We start from the raw sequence: 16561 nt of genomic DNA on the forward strand, positions 1-16561 counted from the left end.
TCGGCAAGGTACGGGGGGTGGGGCATGGTCTCGGACGTCATCGACTGCAGCACGGTCTTCGCACACGACATCGAGCAGGTTTGCGGGGTCTTGAGCGCGGTCGAGCTGTTCCCACGCTACTTCCCCGGGCTCGACTACTGCGTGCTCCGTGAATCCACGGCCGGCTACCGGTGCGGAGTCGGCGGTGTCGAGCACGCCCTCGACCTGGTGGTGAACAGACGAAACCGGCCGATCATCACCATCGAGCACGTCGAGTCCGGCGGATTCATCAGATTCACCCTCACTGCGCGCTCGGTAGGCGAGACGAAGATCGATGTCACCGTGTTCAGAGCGGGCCTCGGCGGGTCGTACTCGCCCCAACCCGAGCACAACCGCGCGGTGGTCGACTGGGTGGTGGGTGGTCTACGCCGACTGGACAACTGCCTCTCCGGCACCTCGACGTCGATCGTGTCCAATACCGGGGATTCTCGGTCACTCCCGTTGGCAATCATGAAGACGATGGTGGGAACCGGCGTCATTCGTGCTGCACGTCCCGACCGCGCGTACAAGCAGCTGAACTCACTGGCGAAATGGGGCTTCACTCTGGGCGGAGGCTTCGCGGCTGCAGCAGCGAAGTCGCCGAACGCGATTGCCTTGATCGACGACCGAGGGACTCGCACTTTCGCAGAGATCCACCAGCGATCGCACCGCATCGCCGCAGGTCTCGATGCGGCTGGAATCAGTCCTGGTAGCACCGTCGGCATTCTGGCCCGAAACCACTCCGGCATGATCGAGTGCACCGTCGCGTGCGGCATGCTCGGGGTCGAGGTGGTCCTTCTCAACACCGGTCTCGCTGCCCGCCAGATCGAGACCATTTCCGCCCGACACCAGCTCCGAGTGCTGTTCGTCGACGACGAGTTCGACTCGATGGTTCGCTACCTGCCCGACGACGTCACTCGTGTGAGCCTGTCGTCTCATACCGCCGTTCCGCGTCGACGCACCCTCGAACACTTCGTCGCAGCACCGTCCGCGACGTTCACGAGGCCGGACAGACCCGGTTCGGTGGTCGTGTTGACCTCGGGAACCAGCGGGTCACCGAAGGGTGCGGTTCGTCCCACACCGAAGGGCTTCGGAACTGTTGCAGCCATGCTCTCTCGCATGCCCCTCCGGATGAACGAGACGATGTTGATCGCGGCACCGATGTTCCACAGCTGGGGGTTGGCGGCACTGCAGATCAGTACGCCGCTGCGCGCCACGGTGGTTCTTCAGGATCGATTCGATCCGGAGGACTGCTTGCGGGCTATCGAGGCGCACCGTTGCACCTCGCTGATCGCAGTTCCGATCATGCTGCAGCGGATACTCGACCTGCCCGACGAGGTCCGATCACGCTACGACACTTCGAGCCTGCGCGTCGTCGCATGCAGTGGGTCGGCATTGACCGGATCGACCGTGAGCCGCTTCATGGACGTCTTCGGTGACGTCCTCTACAACTTCTACGGTTCCACCGAGGTCTCGTGGGCAACGATCGCCACCCCCGAAGACTTGCGCGCCGCCCCCGCCACTGCCGGGCGCCCTCCGCTGGGTACGACGGTCGCGGTACTCGACGCGGACGGTACTGCCGTTCCGGTGGGAACCCTCGGTCGAATATTCGTCGGCAACGACATGCTCTTCGACGGGTACACCAACGCCCAACCACCGTCGACGGCGTCCGCCCGCGGAGCTGCGCTGATGGATACCGGCGACCTGGGGTACATCGACTGCAACGGGCGGCTGTTCGTCTGCGGCAGGGACGACGAGATGATCATTTCCGGAGGCGAGAACGTCTTTCCCGGCCCCGTCGAGGATGCCATCGCCAATCTTCCTCAGGTCGGCGAGGTCGCGGTCGTCGGTGTGCCCGACAGCGAATACGGGCAGCGTTTGGCCGCATTCGTCGTCGGCCGCGGATCGGCAGGCCTCGATGCGGACATGGTGCGCGCCTACATCCGAAATCGGTTGAGCCGCTTCTGCGTTCCCCGCGACATCACGTTCCTCGACGAGCTACCCCGAACGGCGACCGGCAAGGTGATCAAGAGGATGCTGATCGAGCCGCCCACCGCCGCTGGGATGTAGCCCTCAACCGAAGGCACGGGCAGCGATGGCCAGCCCCTCTGCCGATGCGTTGCAGCTTGGGCACCCTCGACGCCCACACACACACCGCTAGGATTTACTCGATCACCACCTCCTTCCGATCGTTCACTTAGTGCCGCGCTTTGTACCTACTGTCTCAGTTGCTTAACTATTCAGAATCTGAGACTGTTGTTCGCGACACGGAGGAACGCGAATCGCTATGTCGAAGGCATCGGAAGACCCCCGAGAGGGAAGACCCGCGCAGGACCGAAGCGCGCATTCTTCCTTCCTTCAACTGTTCCTCGAAGCAACTCGCGCAGAACAATTCTCCGACGACACACAGCCTTCACGCGACGACGGTGACGGTGGACCGGTTTCACTGCGCTGAGCCGGTCCCAGGCCCGATAGTCGTGGTCGAGTTCGCCTCCGCCTGCGGTTCCGATGAAATCCCCTGCCATGATCTGTCGACACCGCAGACAAGGGAGAGGGACGCCATGATCGACGAAGAATCCACGAATCGGAACAGGGGACCACGCTTCGAGGACGGACTCGAGGTCCGCCAGAACGTGATGGGCGAAGACTACGTCGACAAAGCGTTCGCCAATGCCGCCGACACCGACTCCGCTGCACTGCAAGACTTCGTCACCGACACCGTGTGGGGCAGCGTGTGGACGCGGCCCGGACTCGACTACCGCAGCCGCAGCCTGCTCAACCTCGGAATCCTCATCGCGCTGCGCGCCCACGAGGAACTGGCAGGACACGTGCGCGGAGCTCTCCGCAACGGCCTCACCCGAACCGAGATCACCGAAACCGTCATCCACACGGCGGGGTACTGCGGTGCGCCTGCCGCGCTGGCGGCGATGCGCGTCGTACAGAAGGTGCTCGACGCCGAACTTGGGCCGCTCCACACACCCGCGTCGAACGACCGATGACGGCACATACTTTCGCTTGAGATATTTCGATTCGATGCGGTCCGGGGAGCAAGATGTCCGACATTCGAGTGGTGATCGCAGACGACGACGTGCTGCTGCGCGAGGGCATGTCCAGCCTGCTCACCGACGCAGGTCTGAGCGTTGTCGGCCGAGCAGGCGATGCCGAGGAACTGCTTGCGCTGCTCGCCCGAGACCAGCCCGACCTGGCGATCATCGACATCAGGATGCCGCCGTCGTACACCGCTGAGGGGCTCGATGCGGCATTGCGTATCCGGTCCGAATTCCCGGACGTGGCGCTGTTGCTGTTGCCTACGATTGTGTGAAGGCCTTCTCGGAGACCGACTTCACCGAGGATCTCAAAGCGCTCACCGTTCCGATGTTCATCGCGAAGTAAACACAGCCGCCCAAGGTGGCGACCACTGTCGCCACCTTGGTCCGACTCGAAAGAGAGCGAAGATCATTGAACACGATTGCTGGTACATCGGCATGGGCTCCGCCACGAAACACTATGTACCGCAGCCTGTTCATCGCGCAGTTGGTCTCCAACATCGGTGGGTGGATGCAGACCGTCGGTGCCCAGTGGTTCCTTGTCGAGCGAGAAGCGTCGACCACCGTCATCGCAGCTGTGCAAACGGCCAGTCTGCTCCCCACCCTGCTGCTGGCCCTGTTGGCCGGGGCGTTGGCGAATGCGCTCGATCGCCGGGTCCTCCTGATCGTCGTCGGATTCGCTTCGATGCTCACCGCAGGCATTCTCACCGCACTCGCGTGGACCGACACCTTGTCGCCGTGGGGATTGCTCGCATGCACGTTCGTTCTTGGTTGCTGGTCGTCTCTGTCCGCTCCTGCATGGCAGGCGATTCAGCCGGAACTGGTCCCGCGTGAGCAAATTCCGGCGGCGTCCGCGCTCGGGGGTGTCACCGTGAACGGTGCGAGAGCGATCGGGCCGGCACTGGCCGGAGTCCTGGTGGCCGTCGCCGGTCCGACGTTCGTGTTCGCTATCAACGTGGTGTCCTTCCTTGCCACGCTGGGTGTCTTGATCGCGTGGAAGCGCCCCCGCGACGTCGTCGTGGATCGAGAGGGTTGGCAGAGTCGATCGTCTCCGGGCTGCGCTACATCCGATCCGGTCCGGTGATTCGGCGAATCATCCTGCGCTCGGCGCTGTTCGCATTTCCGGCGTCCGCGCTGTGGGCGCTTCTACCGTCGGCTTCGTCGGCGGTCCTCGGGCTCGGGGCCGTCGGGTACGGCGTTCTGTTGGGTGTCCTGGGTGTCGGAGCCATCGCGGGCGTCGCGCTGACGCCCGTGTGGAGGAAGAACTTCGGTGCGAACACCCTTCTCATCGGTTCGGCTGTCGGATACGCCGTCGGGATAGCGGCAGTTGCGTGGCTACCGTTGTGGTTGGTGGTGCCGGCGCTGTTGCTCTCGGGCATCGCGTGGATCACTACCTTGACCGCACTGAACGCATCGATCCGACTGTCGCTTGCGTCATGGGTGCGTGCTCGCGGTATGTCGGTGTACCTGCTGGTGTTCATGGGCACGCAGGCTGTCGGCTCACTGGCGTGGGGTTGGCTGGCGTCCAGAATCGGCATAGTCGATGCACTGGCGGTGGCGGTCGGTGTACTCGTTGTGGTGGCGGCCAGTGTTGCGGTGCTCCCCTTGCGCCCCGAGACGGGGACTCTCGACCGAGCTGTCTCCGTTGCATGGCCCACCCCGACGGTCCTGCTCGAACCCGTGCCCGAGGACGGTCCGGTGCGCGTCGCCATCACCTATCGAGTCACCAAAGACGCTGTCAGCGAGTTCATCTCGTCGATGGCACCGGTGGGCGCTGCACGGAAACGAACGGGCGCGTATTCCTGGAACCTGTACCGCAGCCTGGACGTGGCCGACACGATGGTCGAGCAATTCACCATCCCGTCTTGGAACCAGTATCGGCGTCAACGAGAAGAGCGATGGACCGGATCCGACCACGAGGTGACGCAAAACGCGATGGGCCACGTGGTCGGAGGCACTACCCAGTCCGAAACACACGACATCGCGATTCCAGTGCGCACCGGAACTTCGGGGTGGCACCGGCGCTAGCCGATCGCGTGTCGCACCGGTAGGACTGCGCGCTGAATATCGAATGTCCGTTCCGTGAAATTTCGTAACTCATTAGTAACGCCTGCGCTATTGCTGCAGGTCATGGCGTGGCATACGTTCTCTAATGTTAAGTACGGACAGTGTCCGATCTAATTGGGAGCGACATGACAGAAGCAACATCTCACCAATCTCTGAACACCAACTCGATCGGCCTCGTCCAAGGAGTGTTTCAAGCACTCACGCACATGGGACCGGCATCGGGAGTGGCGTCGTCACTGCTGATCGCAGTGTCGTTCGCCGGACCTGCGACACCTCTGGCGGTTCTACTCGCCCTGGTCGTCGTGCTCCTCGTCGGCGTAGCCGTCGGCTCGTTGGCCCGCGTGTTCAGTTCTGCAGGCGGCTTGGCGGACTACGTCGAACAGTGTCTCGGGCGGCGCGCAGGCACCTTCGTCGGGTGGCTCTATGCACCGCTCGAGCTCATGATCTCCCCTATCGTCTTCGTGTTCTTCGGCCAATTCGCGTCGGGAACGATCAATTCGTCGCTGGGTGTGAACATCCCCTGGTGGGCCTTCGTCATCCCTGCCGCACTACTGGTTTGCTTCCTGAACGTCCGCGGGGTCAAGCAGTCGACTGCCACCGGTGTCGTGTTCGGAATCGCGGAGATCGGCATCATAGCCGTGCTGGCGGTATGGATGATCGTCGACGGAGGAGACCAGAACACCCTCGCCGTCTTCGATCCGTCCAATGCCCTCGAACCCGGCTGGTCCGGCATCTTCAAGGCCGTGGTGTTCTCGATCCTGGCATTCCAGGGATTCGAGACCGCCGCACCACTCGCCGAGGAAACAAAGGACGCTCGCCGAACCATTCCCCGCACGATCATGTACTCCGCGTTGGCATGCGGGTTGTTCTACTTCCTGTGCTCCTACAGCGCAGTGATCGGTTGGGGTCCGAACAACATGGCCGACTTCGCTTCCGCAGACAGCCCGTGGATCGACTTGGCGCACAAGTTCTGGGGTCCACTCTGGGTGCTCGTTTTGTTCGCCCTGGTCAACAGTTTCATCGGAAATGCGAATGCCGGGACCATCGCCGCCTCCCGAATCGTGTTCGCGTTCGGCCGAATGGGTCGACTACCCGCTCGATTCGGTCGAACTCATCCCACCCACGCGACACCGACTTTCGCCATCTACTTCCAAACCGGCCTGACCATCGTCGTTGCGCTGGTGCTCGGACTGGCTCTCGGTCCGGTGGCCGCCTTCAGCGTTCTCGGAGCCATGATCACGGTCTTTGCTATCATCATCTACATCATGACCTGCATTGCATGCATCGCGTACCACACCCGCGATCGTGCATCGCGAGGCACCAATCTCCTTGTCCACGTGGTTCTGCCGTCCCTCGCGGTTCTCATCCTGCTCGCACCGCTCTACTACCAGTTCTTCCCGTGGCCGTCGTACCCGGGCAATCTGGGGAACATCGCGGCCATCTGCGTGGTCACCGCCGCTGCAGTAGCTGCATTCCTCTCCACCGGGCCGACTGCGGTCGAGGGGACAGTCGTCGAACCTCTCGCGGTCGATTCGAGGGACCGCGGGTGAGCACAGCTCCGTTGTTCGACAGTCCGCAGCGTGCGAGAGTGCGCAACCGCCGTTCGATTCTCGATGTGGTGCACAGTAATCGCGGCATCACCAGAACGCAGCTGGGCTCGATCATCAAGCTGTCCAAGACTTCCATCAAGGAGATCTGCGACGACCTGATCGCCCAGGGTCTGCTCGAGGAATTTCAGCCCAGATCCGCGGAGCGTCAACAGGGCCGTCCTGCACTGTCTTTGAGAGTCACCACCCATCACGGAGTGCTACTGGGGATCGATATCGGTGCCGACAAGGTGAGCGCGCGCTCGTCCACCTTCGCCGGTGATGTACTCGACTCTTCCGAGGTACGGACTCGCCGCGAAAAGCCCGATAGGGCTTACCTTCTCGGACTTGTCGAGCAAGCCGTATCGGCAATCCGCCCCACCGGACGCGGTACTGCCGAACAGTTCCACACCGTCGTCGTCAGCACCCCCGGCGTGGTGGATCCGCAGACGAATGTCGTCAGCCTGGCTCCGCAGATCGCCGGGTGGGACGGACTCGACCTTCGTGCTGCAGTGGCCGAGTGCATCGGAATCGATCCGACAAGGGTGTTCGTCGAACGTCAGACGGACCTGTCGGTACTCGCGGAATCCATTGCGGGAGCCGCGAAAGGGATCGATACCGTCCTGTACGTCCATCTCGGGATCGGCATCGGCGGTGGAATCATCGTGCGAGGCGAGTTGAGTCGAGGTGCCTCCGGCGCAGCAGGCGAGCTCGGCTATCTGCCACTCAGCTTCGGCGACGAACCACCCGCAGGCAGCCGGATAGGTGCCTGGGAATGGGCCGCGGGTGGTCGTGCGTGGGCAAGACACGGCCGTGCCGCAGCAATGGAGCCCGGTGGCGCTCGGTTGTTGGAATTGGCAGACGGTGACGCCGACAGTGTCGACGCCGAAGTGATCTTCCGCGGCGTTCGCGAAGGTGATACCGCATCTGTGGATGTCTTCGACCGGATGGCCTATCGAATCGCGGCCGGTATCGCCGCGGCCGTGTGCGTCATCAATCCCGAACGCGTTCTCGTTGCCGGTGGATTGTCCAAAGGCGGGGAGCTGCTTCTGGATTCGCTGCGAGACGATCTGAGCACACTCGTTCCGATCATGCCGGACGTCCAGCTGGCGACGTTCGGCGGCGACGGCGGCGTTGTCGGCGCGCTACACAAGGCAACTGCACGCGCGTTCGACGCGCTCAATCCCCTGCCCTGATCCAGGGCTTTCGTTCACAGGGCGGGCTCGATGCCTGCCCACATCATTCGTAGTCATCGAAGGAGAACTGCTGTGCAAAAAATCTCGAAGTCGTCCCTGCTCGAATGGTGCTCTGCACCTGCGTCCGAGTTGGAGAATCACCCCGACCGTCGGGTTCCCTTCCGCATGGTCGAGGACTCGAATGCCATGGGTCGCATCATGGCTCAGGAATTCGTCGATTCCATTGTGGCCGCACAACAGGACGGCCGCTCGTATCGAGTGATCCTCCCGTGTGGGCCGACCGCGTGGATGGCACCGTTCGCTCGGATGGTCAACAGCGGCAGGGTGAACCTCCACAATCTGGAGGTGTTCCACATGGACGAGTGCCTCGACTGGCAGGGCCAGGAGGTGCCCTCGAATCACCCCTACAACTTCCGAGGCACGATGGAACGCGACTTCTACGGCGCGATCGACAGTGACCTCCGCCCACCGATCGAGCAGCGTCACTGGCTCAACCCGGATACTCTGCTGCACATATCGGCGGCACTCATCGCCGAGCCCGCGGATCTGGCGTACGGCGGATGGGGACAGGACGGCCATGTCGCCTACAACCAAGCTCGACGCAATGCATTCAGCGAGATCAGCGTCGACGATCTGAAGAATTCCGTGGCACGCATCCAGGACAACAACGTGGACACCATCATTGCGCTCTCACAGCGCACACTCGGTGGCGCGTATCAGTTCGTGCCGCCCATGTCCGTGACGCTGGGTATGCGAGAGATACTCGCCGCTCGCAAGATTCGATTGTTCAGCGACACAGGTGCGTGGAAGCAGACCGCATTGCGAGTGGCCCTGTTCTCCGATCCGACACCCGAGTATCCGGTCACCCTGCTTCAGGACCACCCTGATGCCCTTCTGACTGCCACCGTCGCAACCGCGGAGCACGTCATCTCGCTCAACCCGGCGTGGGACCTTTCCCAGTGACCGGCGAACAGCCACATCCGTACGACATCGTTATCGGCACAGGCGGTTTGGGAACGGGCACGTCGTTGGCGCTCGAGGGCAATCACACCCTCGGGCGCGAGGAGAGCAGAACCGTCCGAATGCTCGATGTGCAGGACCGGTGCAAGCTGCACATCATCACCCATTACATCGCTCGGCTGGCACCCTCGTCTCTTCGCGTCGTGCCGGTCGGGCGGGTCGGCAACGACGCGATGGGCCACTCCGTTGTCGCAGAACTGGCCGCCGAGGGAATGGACGTCGCTCACGTCGGCGTCGACGACAGCCGTCCGACGTTGCATTCCGTCTGCTTCGGCTATCCCGACGGCGACGGTGGAAACCTCACCGTCGGCGACTCGGCCAGCTCCGCCGTCACCTCGGCGGACATAGAGTCCGCGGAAGCGCTCTTCGCAGAGCACGCGGGGCGCGGCATCGCCCTGGCAGCGCCCGAGGTCACCCTCGACGCTCGTATTACGCTGTTACGCAGCGCTACTCGACACGGATTCCTTCGATTCGCATCCTTCCTGTCCGGAGAGATCCGACAGGCGGCAGCCGACGGAGTACTCGATCTCGTCGACGTGCTGGCGATCAACATCGACGAAGCTGCAGCACTGTCCGATCACAGTGCACCGGGCGATCCGCAGCGCGCCGTCGATCGAGCCTGCACCGATCTTCGGCACGCCAATCCGAATCTGAGGTTCTGTATCACCGGAGGACGGGCCGGTAGCTGGGTGTGGGATGGCGACACCCTTCATCACCAGGAGCCCGTCACCGTGGAAGCATCCAACACCGCGGGTGCGGGAGACGCACACCTCGGCGGACTCATTCTGGGGTCTGCAGCAGGCCTCGATCTCGTCACCGCGAACGAGGTGGCCACGGCGCTGTCTGCACTGAGCGTGACGAGTGCCGACACCATCAACACCGACATCGACAACGACCTGCTCGCAACGTTCGCACGGCGTCGAGGACTGTCGGGGACCGATCGCCTGGGCACAGTTGTCGGCGGAGGGGCGGTGGCCCGATGAGCACTGTCGAGCTCCGGCCGTTCGGGCGTACTCATGACGACCGCGCAGTGCAGCGCGCCGTCCTGTGCAACGACCGTGGAATGACGGCATCGATCCTGTCCTACGGTGGGATTCTGCATACTCTCGACGTTCCGGACCGGGACGGTGAGACCGCCAACGTCGTGCTCGGTTTCGCGGATCTGGGGAGCTACGAGGCGTCGAACACGTACTTCGGCGCTCTGATCGGCCGCTACGCCAACCGAATTCTCGATGCGACGTTCGCGCTGGGCGATGCAACCTACGTACTCGATCGAAACGACGAGTTCGGGACGGTGCACGGCGGCAGCAGCGGTTTCGACCGTCTGGTCTGGGACATGGAGGCCATCGGCAGTTCCGAAGCGGTCGGAGTTCGTTTGTCGACCGTCAGCCCGGACGGGGACAACGGTTTTCCTGGAAACCTCACCGTCGAGGTGGCGTACGAACTCATCCGCGACCGCAACTCTCTGCGAGTGACCTACACCGCCACCACCGACGCAGCGACTGTGGTCAACATGACCGGTCACAGCTATTTCAACCTTGCCGGCGAGGGCTCGGGAAGTGTGCTGGACCATCTGCTCGAGGTGCACGCCGACGCGTTCCTTCCGGTGACGTCGCAGCTGGTTCCCACCGGCGAATTCGCCGCCGTCGAGAACACTCCGTTCGACTTCCGACAGTCACGGCTCATCGGAGACCGTATCCGGGACAACCACGAGCAGCTGGTTCTCGGTCGAGGGTACGACCACAACTATGTGCTGAGGAAGGAATACTCTCCCAACGCCTTCGAGTGTGCGGCAGAGCTTGTCGAGCCGATCTCGGGTCGAGTTCTCGCGGTGTGGACCACTGAGCCGGGGCTCGACGTCTACACGGGCAACTTCCTCGATGCATCTCTGGTGGGCACCAGCGGTCGCATCTATCGCCAAGGAGATGCCATCGCTTTGGAGCCGGAGCATTTCACGGACTCGCCCAACCGCCCCGAATTCCCCTCCGTCGAGCTGTATCCCGGCGAGACCTACCGAAGTGCGACCGAATATCAATTCGGCATCGTGGAATCGGACGACGAAACACGGGACGACGAAACAGGAGACGTGGCATGACGATCGACGCGAACATCGCATCCGCGCGGGTGCGTGTGGCAGAGCTGCACGCCGAGCTGGTCCGAAACGAGCTCGTCGTGTGGACCGGCGGCAACGTGTCCGAACGGGTGGTCGGCGGCGACCTGATGGTGATCAAGCCCAGCGGCGTCGTATACGACGACCTGGGGCCCGAGGACATGATTCTGTGCACCCTGGACGGGCAGGTGGTCCCGAATTCGACTGGTTCACACAGGAACCCGTCGAGTGATACCGCTGCGCACGCCTACGTGTATCGGAACATGCCGGAGGTCGGCGGAGTGGTGCACACGCACTCCACGTACGCAGTCGCGTGGTCGGCACTGGGTACTCCGATACCGTGCTGCATCACTGCGATGGCCGACGAGTTCGGTGGACCGATTCCGATCGGCCCGTTCGCCGTCATCGGTGACGATTCGATCGGGCGCGGGATCGTCGACACTCTCCGCGGCCATCGCAGCCGCGCCGTGCTGATGGCCAATCACGGGCCCTTCACGATCGGGACCGATGCACGTGATGCGGTGAAGGCGGCGGTGATGGTCGAGGATGTTGCCAAGGCGATGTACGTAGCTCGCCAACTCGGAAATCCCGACCCGATTCCGCAGGAGTCCATCGATCGGCTCTTCGCCAGATACCAAGGTGTGTACGGACAGCCAGACGCGCAGCCGATCGTAACTTTTCGACACCGTGATCGGTGATCCATCGATTCGAAACCGCTGAGCACCGGGATCCCACGTCCACCCCATGCGACACAATGACAACGTGAGCTTCGAATTGTGTGAAGACGCGTCGGCCGGTCAGTGGCTGATCGATCAAAATCTGCCGTGGTACACGTTGGCCGGTCGGGGTCCGATCGGGTTCGAGAAGTACGCGCGGGTGTTGTTCATACCCGATCCGGACTTTCCGGGGCAATCCACCGGCGACGTCGAATTCGAGCAGAAGATCAGCGAACTGGCGCAGGTCGGCGTGGTACTCGACGTCCTGTCTCGATACACGACCACGCCGGACGAGTGTTACTTCGCTCTGTGGGACGGGTGGAGTTCGATCGACATCGCCTCACAGCCGAAGTTCGAGGTCCCGAACCGTGACTACTTTCTCTTTCGAGGTTCACTCGCGGACTACGAGAGTTGGAGCAGCGACGATCCACTCCTCTGGCCGTATGGCGACTCACCGGATCCCGCGTTCATCTGGCCTGCCGATCGTGCGTGGTGCATCACCAATGATGTCGACCCTCACTTCGCCACGGTCGCCGGCAGCGCCGAGGCCGTCGACCGCGTTCTGGCCGACACGGCCATCGATACCGTCACCGACCACCCCGACATCGAGCCGCCTTACTGGGACTGATCCACTCGGATCGGTCGGCCGCGCATACTGCTCACGAATTGGGTACCCCGGATCCATGCCCGAACTACCCGAAGTCGAAAACGCCCGACAGGTCGTCGAAAAAGCCCTCGATCGTGTCATCGTCGACATCGATGACACCGACTCCTTCGAATGCCGACCGCACATGCCAGGCGATATTGCCCGTGCACTGACGGGCGGGAAACTCACCGAGGCGCGTCGACAGGGCAAGGCGATGTGGTGCGAAACCGTCACGGCCGACGGCTCGAGCGGCCCAACCCTGGGCATTCACCTCGGCATGGGTGGACGTGTCATCGTCACCGCTCCCGACGGGGCACGGACGTCGCAGTACGGAGGTGGCGATCCCCACGTCGGTGAGCGCCCGACCGACAAACCGGAGTGGACGCGCTTCTCCATGACGTTCGACGATGGTGGGCAGCTTCGACTCTTCGACAAGCGCCGCCTCGGCCGTGTTCGACTCGAACCCGACATCGACGCCCTCGGACCGGACGCCGCGGAGATCACACGGGACGACTTCCGTAACCGAATCGGTTCCAGCGGTGCGCCTCTCAAAGCGCGACTGCTCGACCAAGCGGCAATAGCGGGAGTCGGCAACCTACTGGCGGACGAGGTGCTGTGGCAGAGCGAGCAATCTCCCTCCAGGCGCGCCAAGACGCTCACGACGGAGGAACTCGACGAACTGCGTGTTGTTCTGCGCCGAGCGATCAGATCCGCGATCAAGAAGGGTGGTGTGCACACCGGGGAGATCATTCCGTTCCGAAAAGCGGACGCGGCGTGCCCTCGATGTGGCGCGCCGATGGCTCGCGGAACGGTGGGCGGCCGCACCACGTGGTGGTGTTCTCGCGAGCAATCCTGATCCGGTCCATCGCGCGGATCATTCTCGATGGCACTGCAGGACAATAATTTTCGGAAACGTCAAGCTGCTTCCGGATGCGGCACAATGCGACCGGACGGCGTACGGTGTTGGCAGCTTCGGACCCAGCCGGGGCAGCGAACTTCGCCGGAGGGTGCATGCGTTCGACCGCCCACACAGTCCCAGCCCCGCACGTCACCTATCTGCCGCACCGTCATTGTTTTGCCGTCTGGCACAGCGCTCCGCAGGCGTCGCTTCGAGGATGAGCCACTCCCATCGAGCTCGCACTTCCCGGCGCGGATGGAACCGTTGCCGTGCGCTCTGTGGAAGCGCAACTCGTAGCCGCGAACGGTGGTGAGCTGCGGACCGCAGCCGGCTCTACGGGAGATCCTTCGGCACGGGGATGGTTGTCGATCTTGGACCACATCGAGCACAACCCTGACGTGCGTCTGGTTCCTCCAGCGCTCGTCGACGCACTTCCGCCTGCCGCACATGCAGTTCCCAATACCGGCGGCTCCAGCGTGCTGACCGCACATGGTGCCGCTGACGCGCTCCGCGCCAGCCTGCGCATGCAGAACGATCTGACCGAGAGTGCGTCGACCTTCACACCGAGGCCCTATCAACTGCACGGTGCGTCATGGGTGCCGACGGTTCAGGAGATCGGCGGCGGTGGAATCCTCGCCGACGAGATGGGGCTGGGCAAAACGCTCCAGGCCATTTCGCACATGATCGTCGGGGCGCGGCGAGGCGAGGGCAGCTATCTGGTCGTCTGCCCGACGTCGTTGATCAGCAACTGGCGACGAGAAATCGAGAACTTTTCCGACGGCGAATTGGTCGTCAACGTGTACCGCGGACCGTCCCGCACCCTCGCGACATGCGCGGACGCAGGCGCGGTGTCAGTCACCGGTTACCCCACCCTGCGCACCGACACGGACCGATTGAGTGACATATCCTGGAACACAGTGTTTTTCGATGAGGCACATGTCATGAAGAATTCGCAAACCAAAATAGCTCGCGCAGCGCGTCGACTGAAGTCCACCACGCGGATCGCCCTGACCGGCACGCCCGTCGAGAACCGAATGGACGAACTTCGGGCACTGATCGATCTCACCAATCCCGGACTGCTCGGAACTCGCACGCGGTTCACCCGCCGGTTCTCGGCACCCATCGAGCGGGGCGGCTCGGCGGCCGCACTCGCACAACTGTCGAGCACGATCGCGCCGGTCGTCCTCCGCCGGACCAAGGCCGAGGTTGCGACAGATCTGCCGCCGAAGCACCACATCGATGTCCTCTGTCCGATCTCGAACGAGCAAGCATCGCTGTACAATTCGACTGTCGAGGAAGCATTCGACACCGGCTTCGGTACCAACCGCGGCCGTGGAACGGCGGTGCTGGCGCTACTGACGTCGCTCAAACTGATCTGCAACCACCCGGGCCTCGTCAACGGTGACTTGTCTCGGTCGGCCGATCGCTCGGGCAAGCTCGACAGGCTCACCGACATCGTCGAGGAACTCGCCGAGTCCTCTCGCGCTGCACTCGTCTTCACCCAGTACCGCCGCACCGGAGAGATCCTCGCCGAGCACCTCGAAGGCCTCACCGGAGCCCCGATTTCCTTCTTTCACGGCGGGCTCGACGTGGACGAGCGCGACAGGATGGTCGACGAATTCCAGAACAGCGAGCGATCCCCCGTGATGGTTCTCAGCCTGAGGGCGGCGGGGTACGGCCTCAATCTCACTCGTGCCAGCACGGTGATTCACTACGACAGGTGGTGGAATCCCGCGGTCGAGGCGCAGGCCACAGACCGGGTCCACCGCATCGGGCAGAAGTCCGGGGTGACGGTCATGGCACTCACGACGGAGGGAACGCTCGAAGAGCACATCGCATCGCTCCATACCCGTAAGAAGGCCATCGCTGGATTGACCGAGAACAACAACGAGCTGGCTCTGGCGGCGCTCGACGACTCGACGTTGCGAGAAACGCTGATGCTGCGCGCGGTGAGCCGCTGATGGCTACGACACCGCAGCCTGCGACCTTCGGGTCGACGCCCTAAGGGAAGGACTGGATCCGGCGAGTCGAACCCATTGCAGTCATCCGACCGAATCCGATGCTTCCGCGAGCACGAAGCCTGGTGCGCAACGAGGCAGTCGCCGTGGACTCCAGCAAGATCGGCGGGTTTCGCTGCGTCGTATCGGCGGGCAAAAGGTCGAGATCGCACAGATCTCCGTCCCCCGCTACGGTGCGGCCGAACGGAAGTCGGTGCTGCGCATCCTCGCCCGCTACACGCGCGGGGGCATAGCCATCGGTGACCTCCCCGACGAGGTCCACGCCGAACTCGTAGCGAGGAAGCTACCGCCGGTCCCCGACACCTGCGAAACGTCCTGTACCTGCTCCGGAAGAACGCAACCGTGTCTCCACGTGACGGCCGCTACGTACGCCATCAGTCTGATCGCCGATCGGATTCCGATGTCGGCACTGGCCGTCCGTGGAGTCGATCTCACGGCCACTTCCACGTCGACGGACTCCCGGCGGCGTTGGATGCCGATAGAGAGTGTCGACGCCACAGCGTTGTACGGCTGAGCTGAGGCTGTGCGTCCCAGAAGAGTCGTTGGGTCAGGACGTCGCTTCGACCGCGAGGCGACCCAGTGTGTCGTTCAGCTGATCCTCGGTGACCAGAGGGAACTTGATCTGCTCGAGCAACTTCTTGTCCGTGACCTTGGACCAGTCGTAGGTATGACGGACCAGCGTCTCGTTCGGGCCCTGAGACTCGAGCTCCCACAGCCATTCCCAGCCGGGAGGCTCGTTGCCTGCGGGTGCCGTCGTCCATGCGACCAGCTTGTCCTTGATGTAGCCCGTCACATGGTTGTCGGTCTGGTACTCGCCGCCCATGTGATCGCCCTGCATGTTCATCGTGAACTTCTCGCCGACCTTCTGAATTCGGTCGGCGTGGTCGACGCTTCGTACGAAGCCTGATCCATCGAGCGCCTGATGCCGCTCGGGGTTGGTCAGCACGTCGAAAACAGCGTCGACGGGAGCTTCTATGGTTCGTTCGACTGTGACTTTCGTGTTGTCGGTCATTCTTCCTTTGTGCCCAGAGTTCGACACGTTCAATCGCGGCACCGCCGGAAGATTCGATCGAACCGTCGTCACACCTCGTCCCAGCTGGGCTTTTTCGTCGACGGCTCTGCAGTTCGGGGCCACTTCGCCCACCCACCTGACTCTGCAGTTGATGGTAGGCTAGCCTAACTCTCGGCCCGGGGTGATCGATCGCGTACGACGTGAATCCCCGGTGGCCACGTACAAGG

16 protein-coding genes and 1 pseudogene are annotated in these 16561 nt (G+C 63.0%); 16 read left to right on the top strand and 1 reads right to left on the bottom strand.

Features of this window, described 5'->3' with window-relative positions; translation table 11 throughout:
* Positions 1-24 precede the first annotated feature (24 nt).
* The 16 genes and pseudogenes from CH283_RS09150 to CH283_RS28250 all read left to right on the top strand — a co-directional run bounded on the left by CH283_RS09150 (position 25) and on the right by CH283_RS28250 (position 15836).
* On the top strand, positions 25-2088 hold the full coding sequence (locus tag CH283_RS09150) for an AMP-binding protein (RefSeq protein WP_094641692.1): 2064 nt from the start codon (positions 25-27) through the stop codon (positions 2086-2088).
* Positions 2089-2579: 491 nt separating this feature from the next.
* Positions 2580-3017, top strand: coding sequence for a carboxymuconolactone decarboxylase family protein (locus tag CH283_RS09155; RefSeq protein WP_094641690.1), 438 nt, complete (start codon positions 2580-2582; stop codon positions 3015-3017).
* A gap of 107 nt (positions 3018-3124) precedes the next feature.
* The gene (locus CH283_RS09160) at positions 3125-3340 is read left to right on the top strand and encodes a response regulator (protein ID WP_441344173.1); all 216 of its coding nucleotides are present in this window, start codon (positions 3125-3127) and stop codon (positions 3338-3340) included.
* Positions 3316-3408 (top strand): annotated as a pseudogene (locus CH283_RS29120) (alpha/beta fold hydrolase); the annotation flags it as partial. The gene CH283_RS09160 and the pseudogene CH283_RS29120, both read left to right, overlap by 25 nt.
* Positions 3409-3525: 117 nt before the next feature.
* Positions 3526-4149 (top strand): MFS transporter, encoded by a 624-nt coding sequence (locus tag CH283_RS28715; protein WP_255183155.1) that lies wholly within the window; start codon positions 3526-3528, stop codon positions 4147-4149.
* On the top strand, positions 4098-5093 hold the full coding sequence (locus CH283_RS28720; RefSeq protein WP_255183156.1) for an MFS transporter: 996 nt from the start codon (positions 4098-4100) through the stop codon (positions 5091-5093). Before CH283_RS28715 ends, CH283_RS28720 begins: the two co-directional genes overlap by 52 nt.
* A 164-nt stretch (positions 5094-5257) precedes the next feature.
* Positions 5258-6682 carry an APC family permease gene (locus CH283_RS09175; RefSeq protein ID WP_094641686.1) on the top strand — a complete coding sequence of 475 codons (1425 nt, stop codon included), beginning with the start codon at positions 5258-5260 and terminating at the stop codon, positions 6680-6682.
* Positions 6679-7914 (top strand): ROK family transcriptional regulator, encoded by a 1236-nt coding sequence (locus tag CH283_RS09180; RefSeq protein ID WP_176460522.1) that lies wholly within the window; start codon positions 6679-6681, stop codon positions 7912-7914. The genes CH283_RS09175 and CH283_RS09180 overlap by 4 nt, the downstream gene beginning before the upstream one ends.
* Positions 7915-7986: 72 nt before the next feature.
* On the top strand, positions 7987-8877 hold the full coding sequence (locus tag CH283_RS09185; protein ID WP_217901100.1) for a 6-phosphogluconolactonase: 891 nt from the start codon (positions 7987-7989) through the stop codon (positions 8875-8877).
* Entirely contained in the window at positions 8874-9917 is a 1044-nt protein-coding gene (locus CH283_RS09190) for a carbohydrate kinase family protein (protein WP_094641682.1), read from the top strand. The genes CH283_RS09185 and CH283_RS09190 overlap by 4 nt, the downstream gene beginning before the upstream one ends.
* A complete protein-coding gene (locus tag CH283_RS09195; protein WP_094641680.1) occupies positions 9914-11029 on the top strand; it encodes an aldose epimerase family protein in 1116 nt (371 codons plus the stop codon). Before CH283_RS09190 ends, CH283_RS09195 begins: the two co-directional genes overlap by 4 nt.
* Positions 11026-11742 (top strand): L-ribulose-5-phosphate 4-epimerase, encoded by a 717-nt coding sequence (locus CH283_RS09200; protein ID WP_094641678.1) that lies wholly within the window; start codon positions 11026-11028, stop codon positions 11740-11742. Before CH283_RS09195 ends, CH283_RS09200 begins: the two co-directional genes overlap by 4 nt.
* A gap of 64 nt (positions 11743-11806) precedes the next feature.
* Positions 11807-12388, top strand: a complete 582-nt coding sequence (locus CH283_RS09205) for a hypothetical protein (protein ID WP_255183157.1) — start codon at positions 11807-11809, stop codon at positions 12386-12388.
* 55 nt (positions 12389-12443) lie between these two features.
* Positions 12444-13262 (top strand): Fpg/Nei family DNA glycosylase, encoded by an 819-nt coding sequence (locus tag CH283_RS09210; protein WP_094641674.1) that lies wholly within the window; start codon positions 12444-12446, stop codon positions 13260-13262.
* A gap of 311 nt (positions 13263-13573) precedes the next feature.
* Positions 13574-15265: a DEAD/DEAH box helicase gene (locus CH283_RS09215; RefSeq protein WP_094641672.1), complete on the top strand. Its 1692-nt coding sequence runs from the start codon at positions 13574-13576 to the stop codon at positions 15263-15265.
* Between the two features lie 409 nt (positions 15266-15674).
* Positions 15675-15836 carry a hypothetical protein gene (locus tag CH283_RS28250; protein ID WP_176460523.1) on the top strand — a complete coding sequence of 54 codons (162 nt, stop codon included), beginning with the start codon at positions 15675-15677 and terminating at the stop codon, positions 15834-15836.
* Between the two features lie 33 nt (positions 15837-15869).
* Here the strand turns inward: CH283_RS28250 and CH283_RS09225 are convergent, their stop codons facing one another.
* Complete coding sequence (locus CH283_RS09225) at positions 15870-16334, bottom strand: SRPBCC family protein (RefSeq protein WP_068047344.1); 465 nt, start codon at positions 16332-16334, stop codon at positions 15870-15872.
* Positions 16335-16561: the final 227 nt, after the last annotated feature.

It is taken from the genome of Rhodococcus sp. 05-2254-2 (assembly GCF_002259095.1).
GTDB lineage: Bacteria > Actinomycetota > Actinomycetes > Mycobacteriales > Mycobacteriaceae > Rhodococcoides.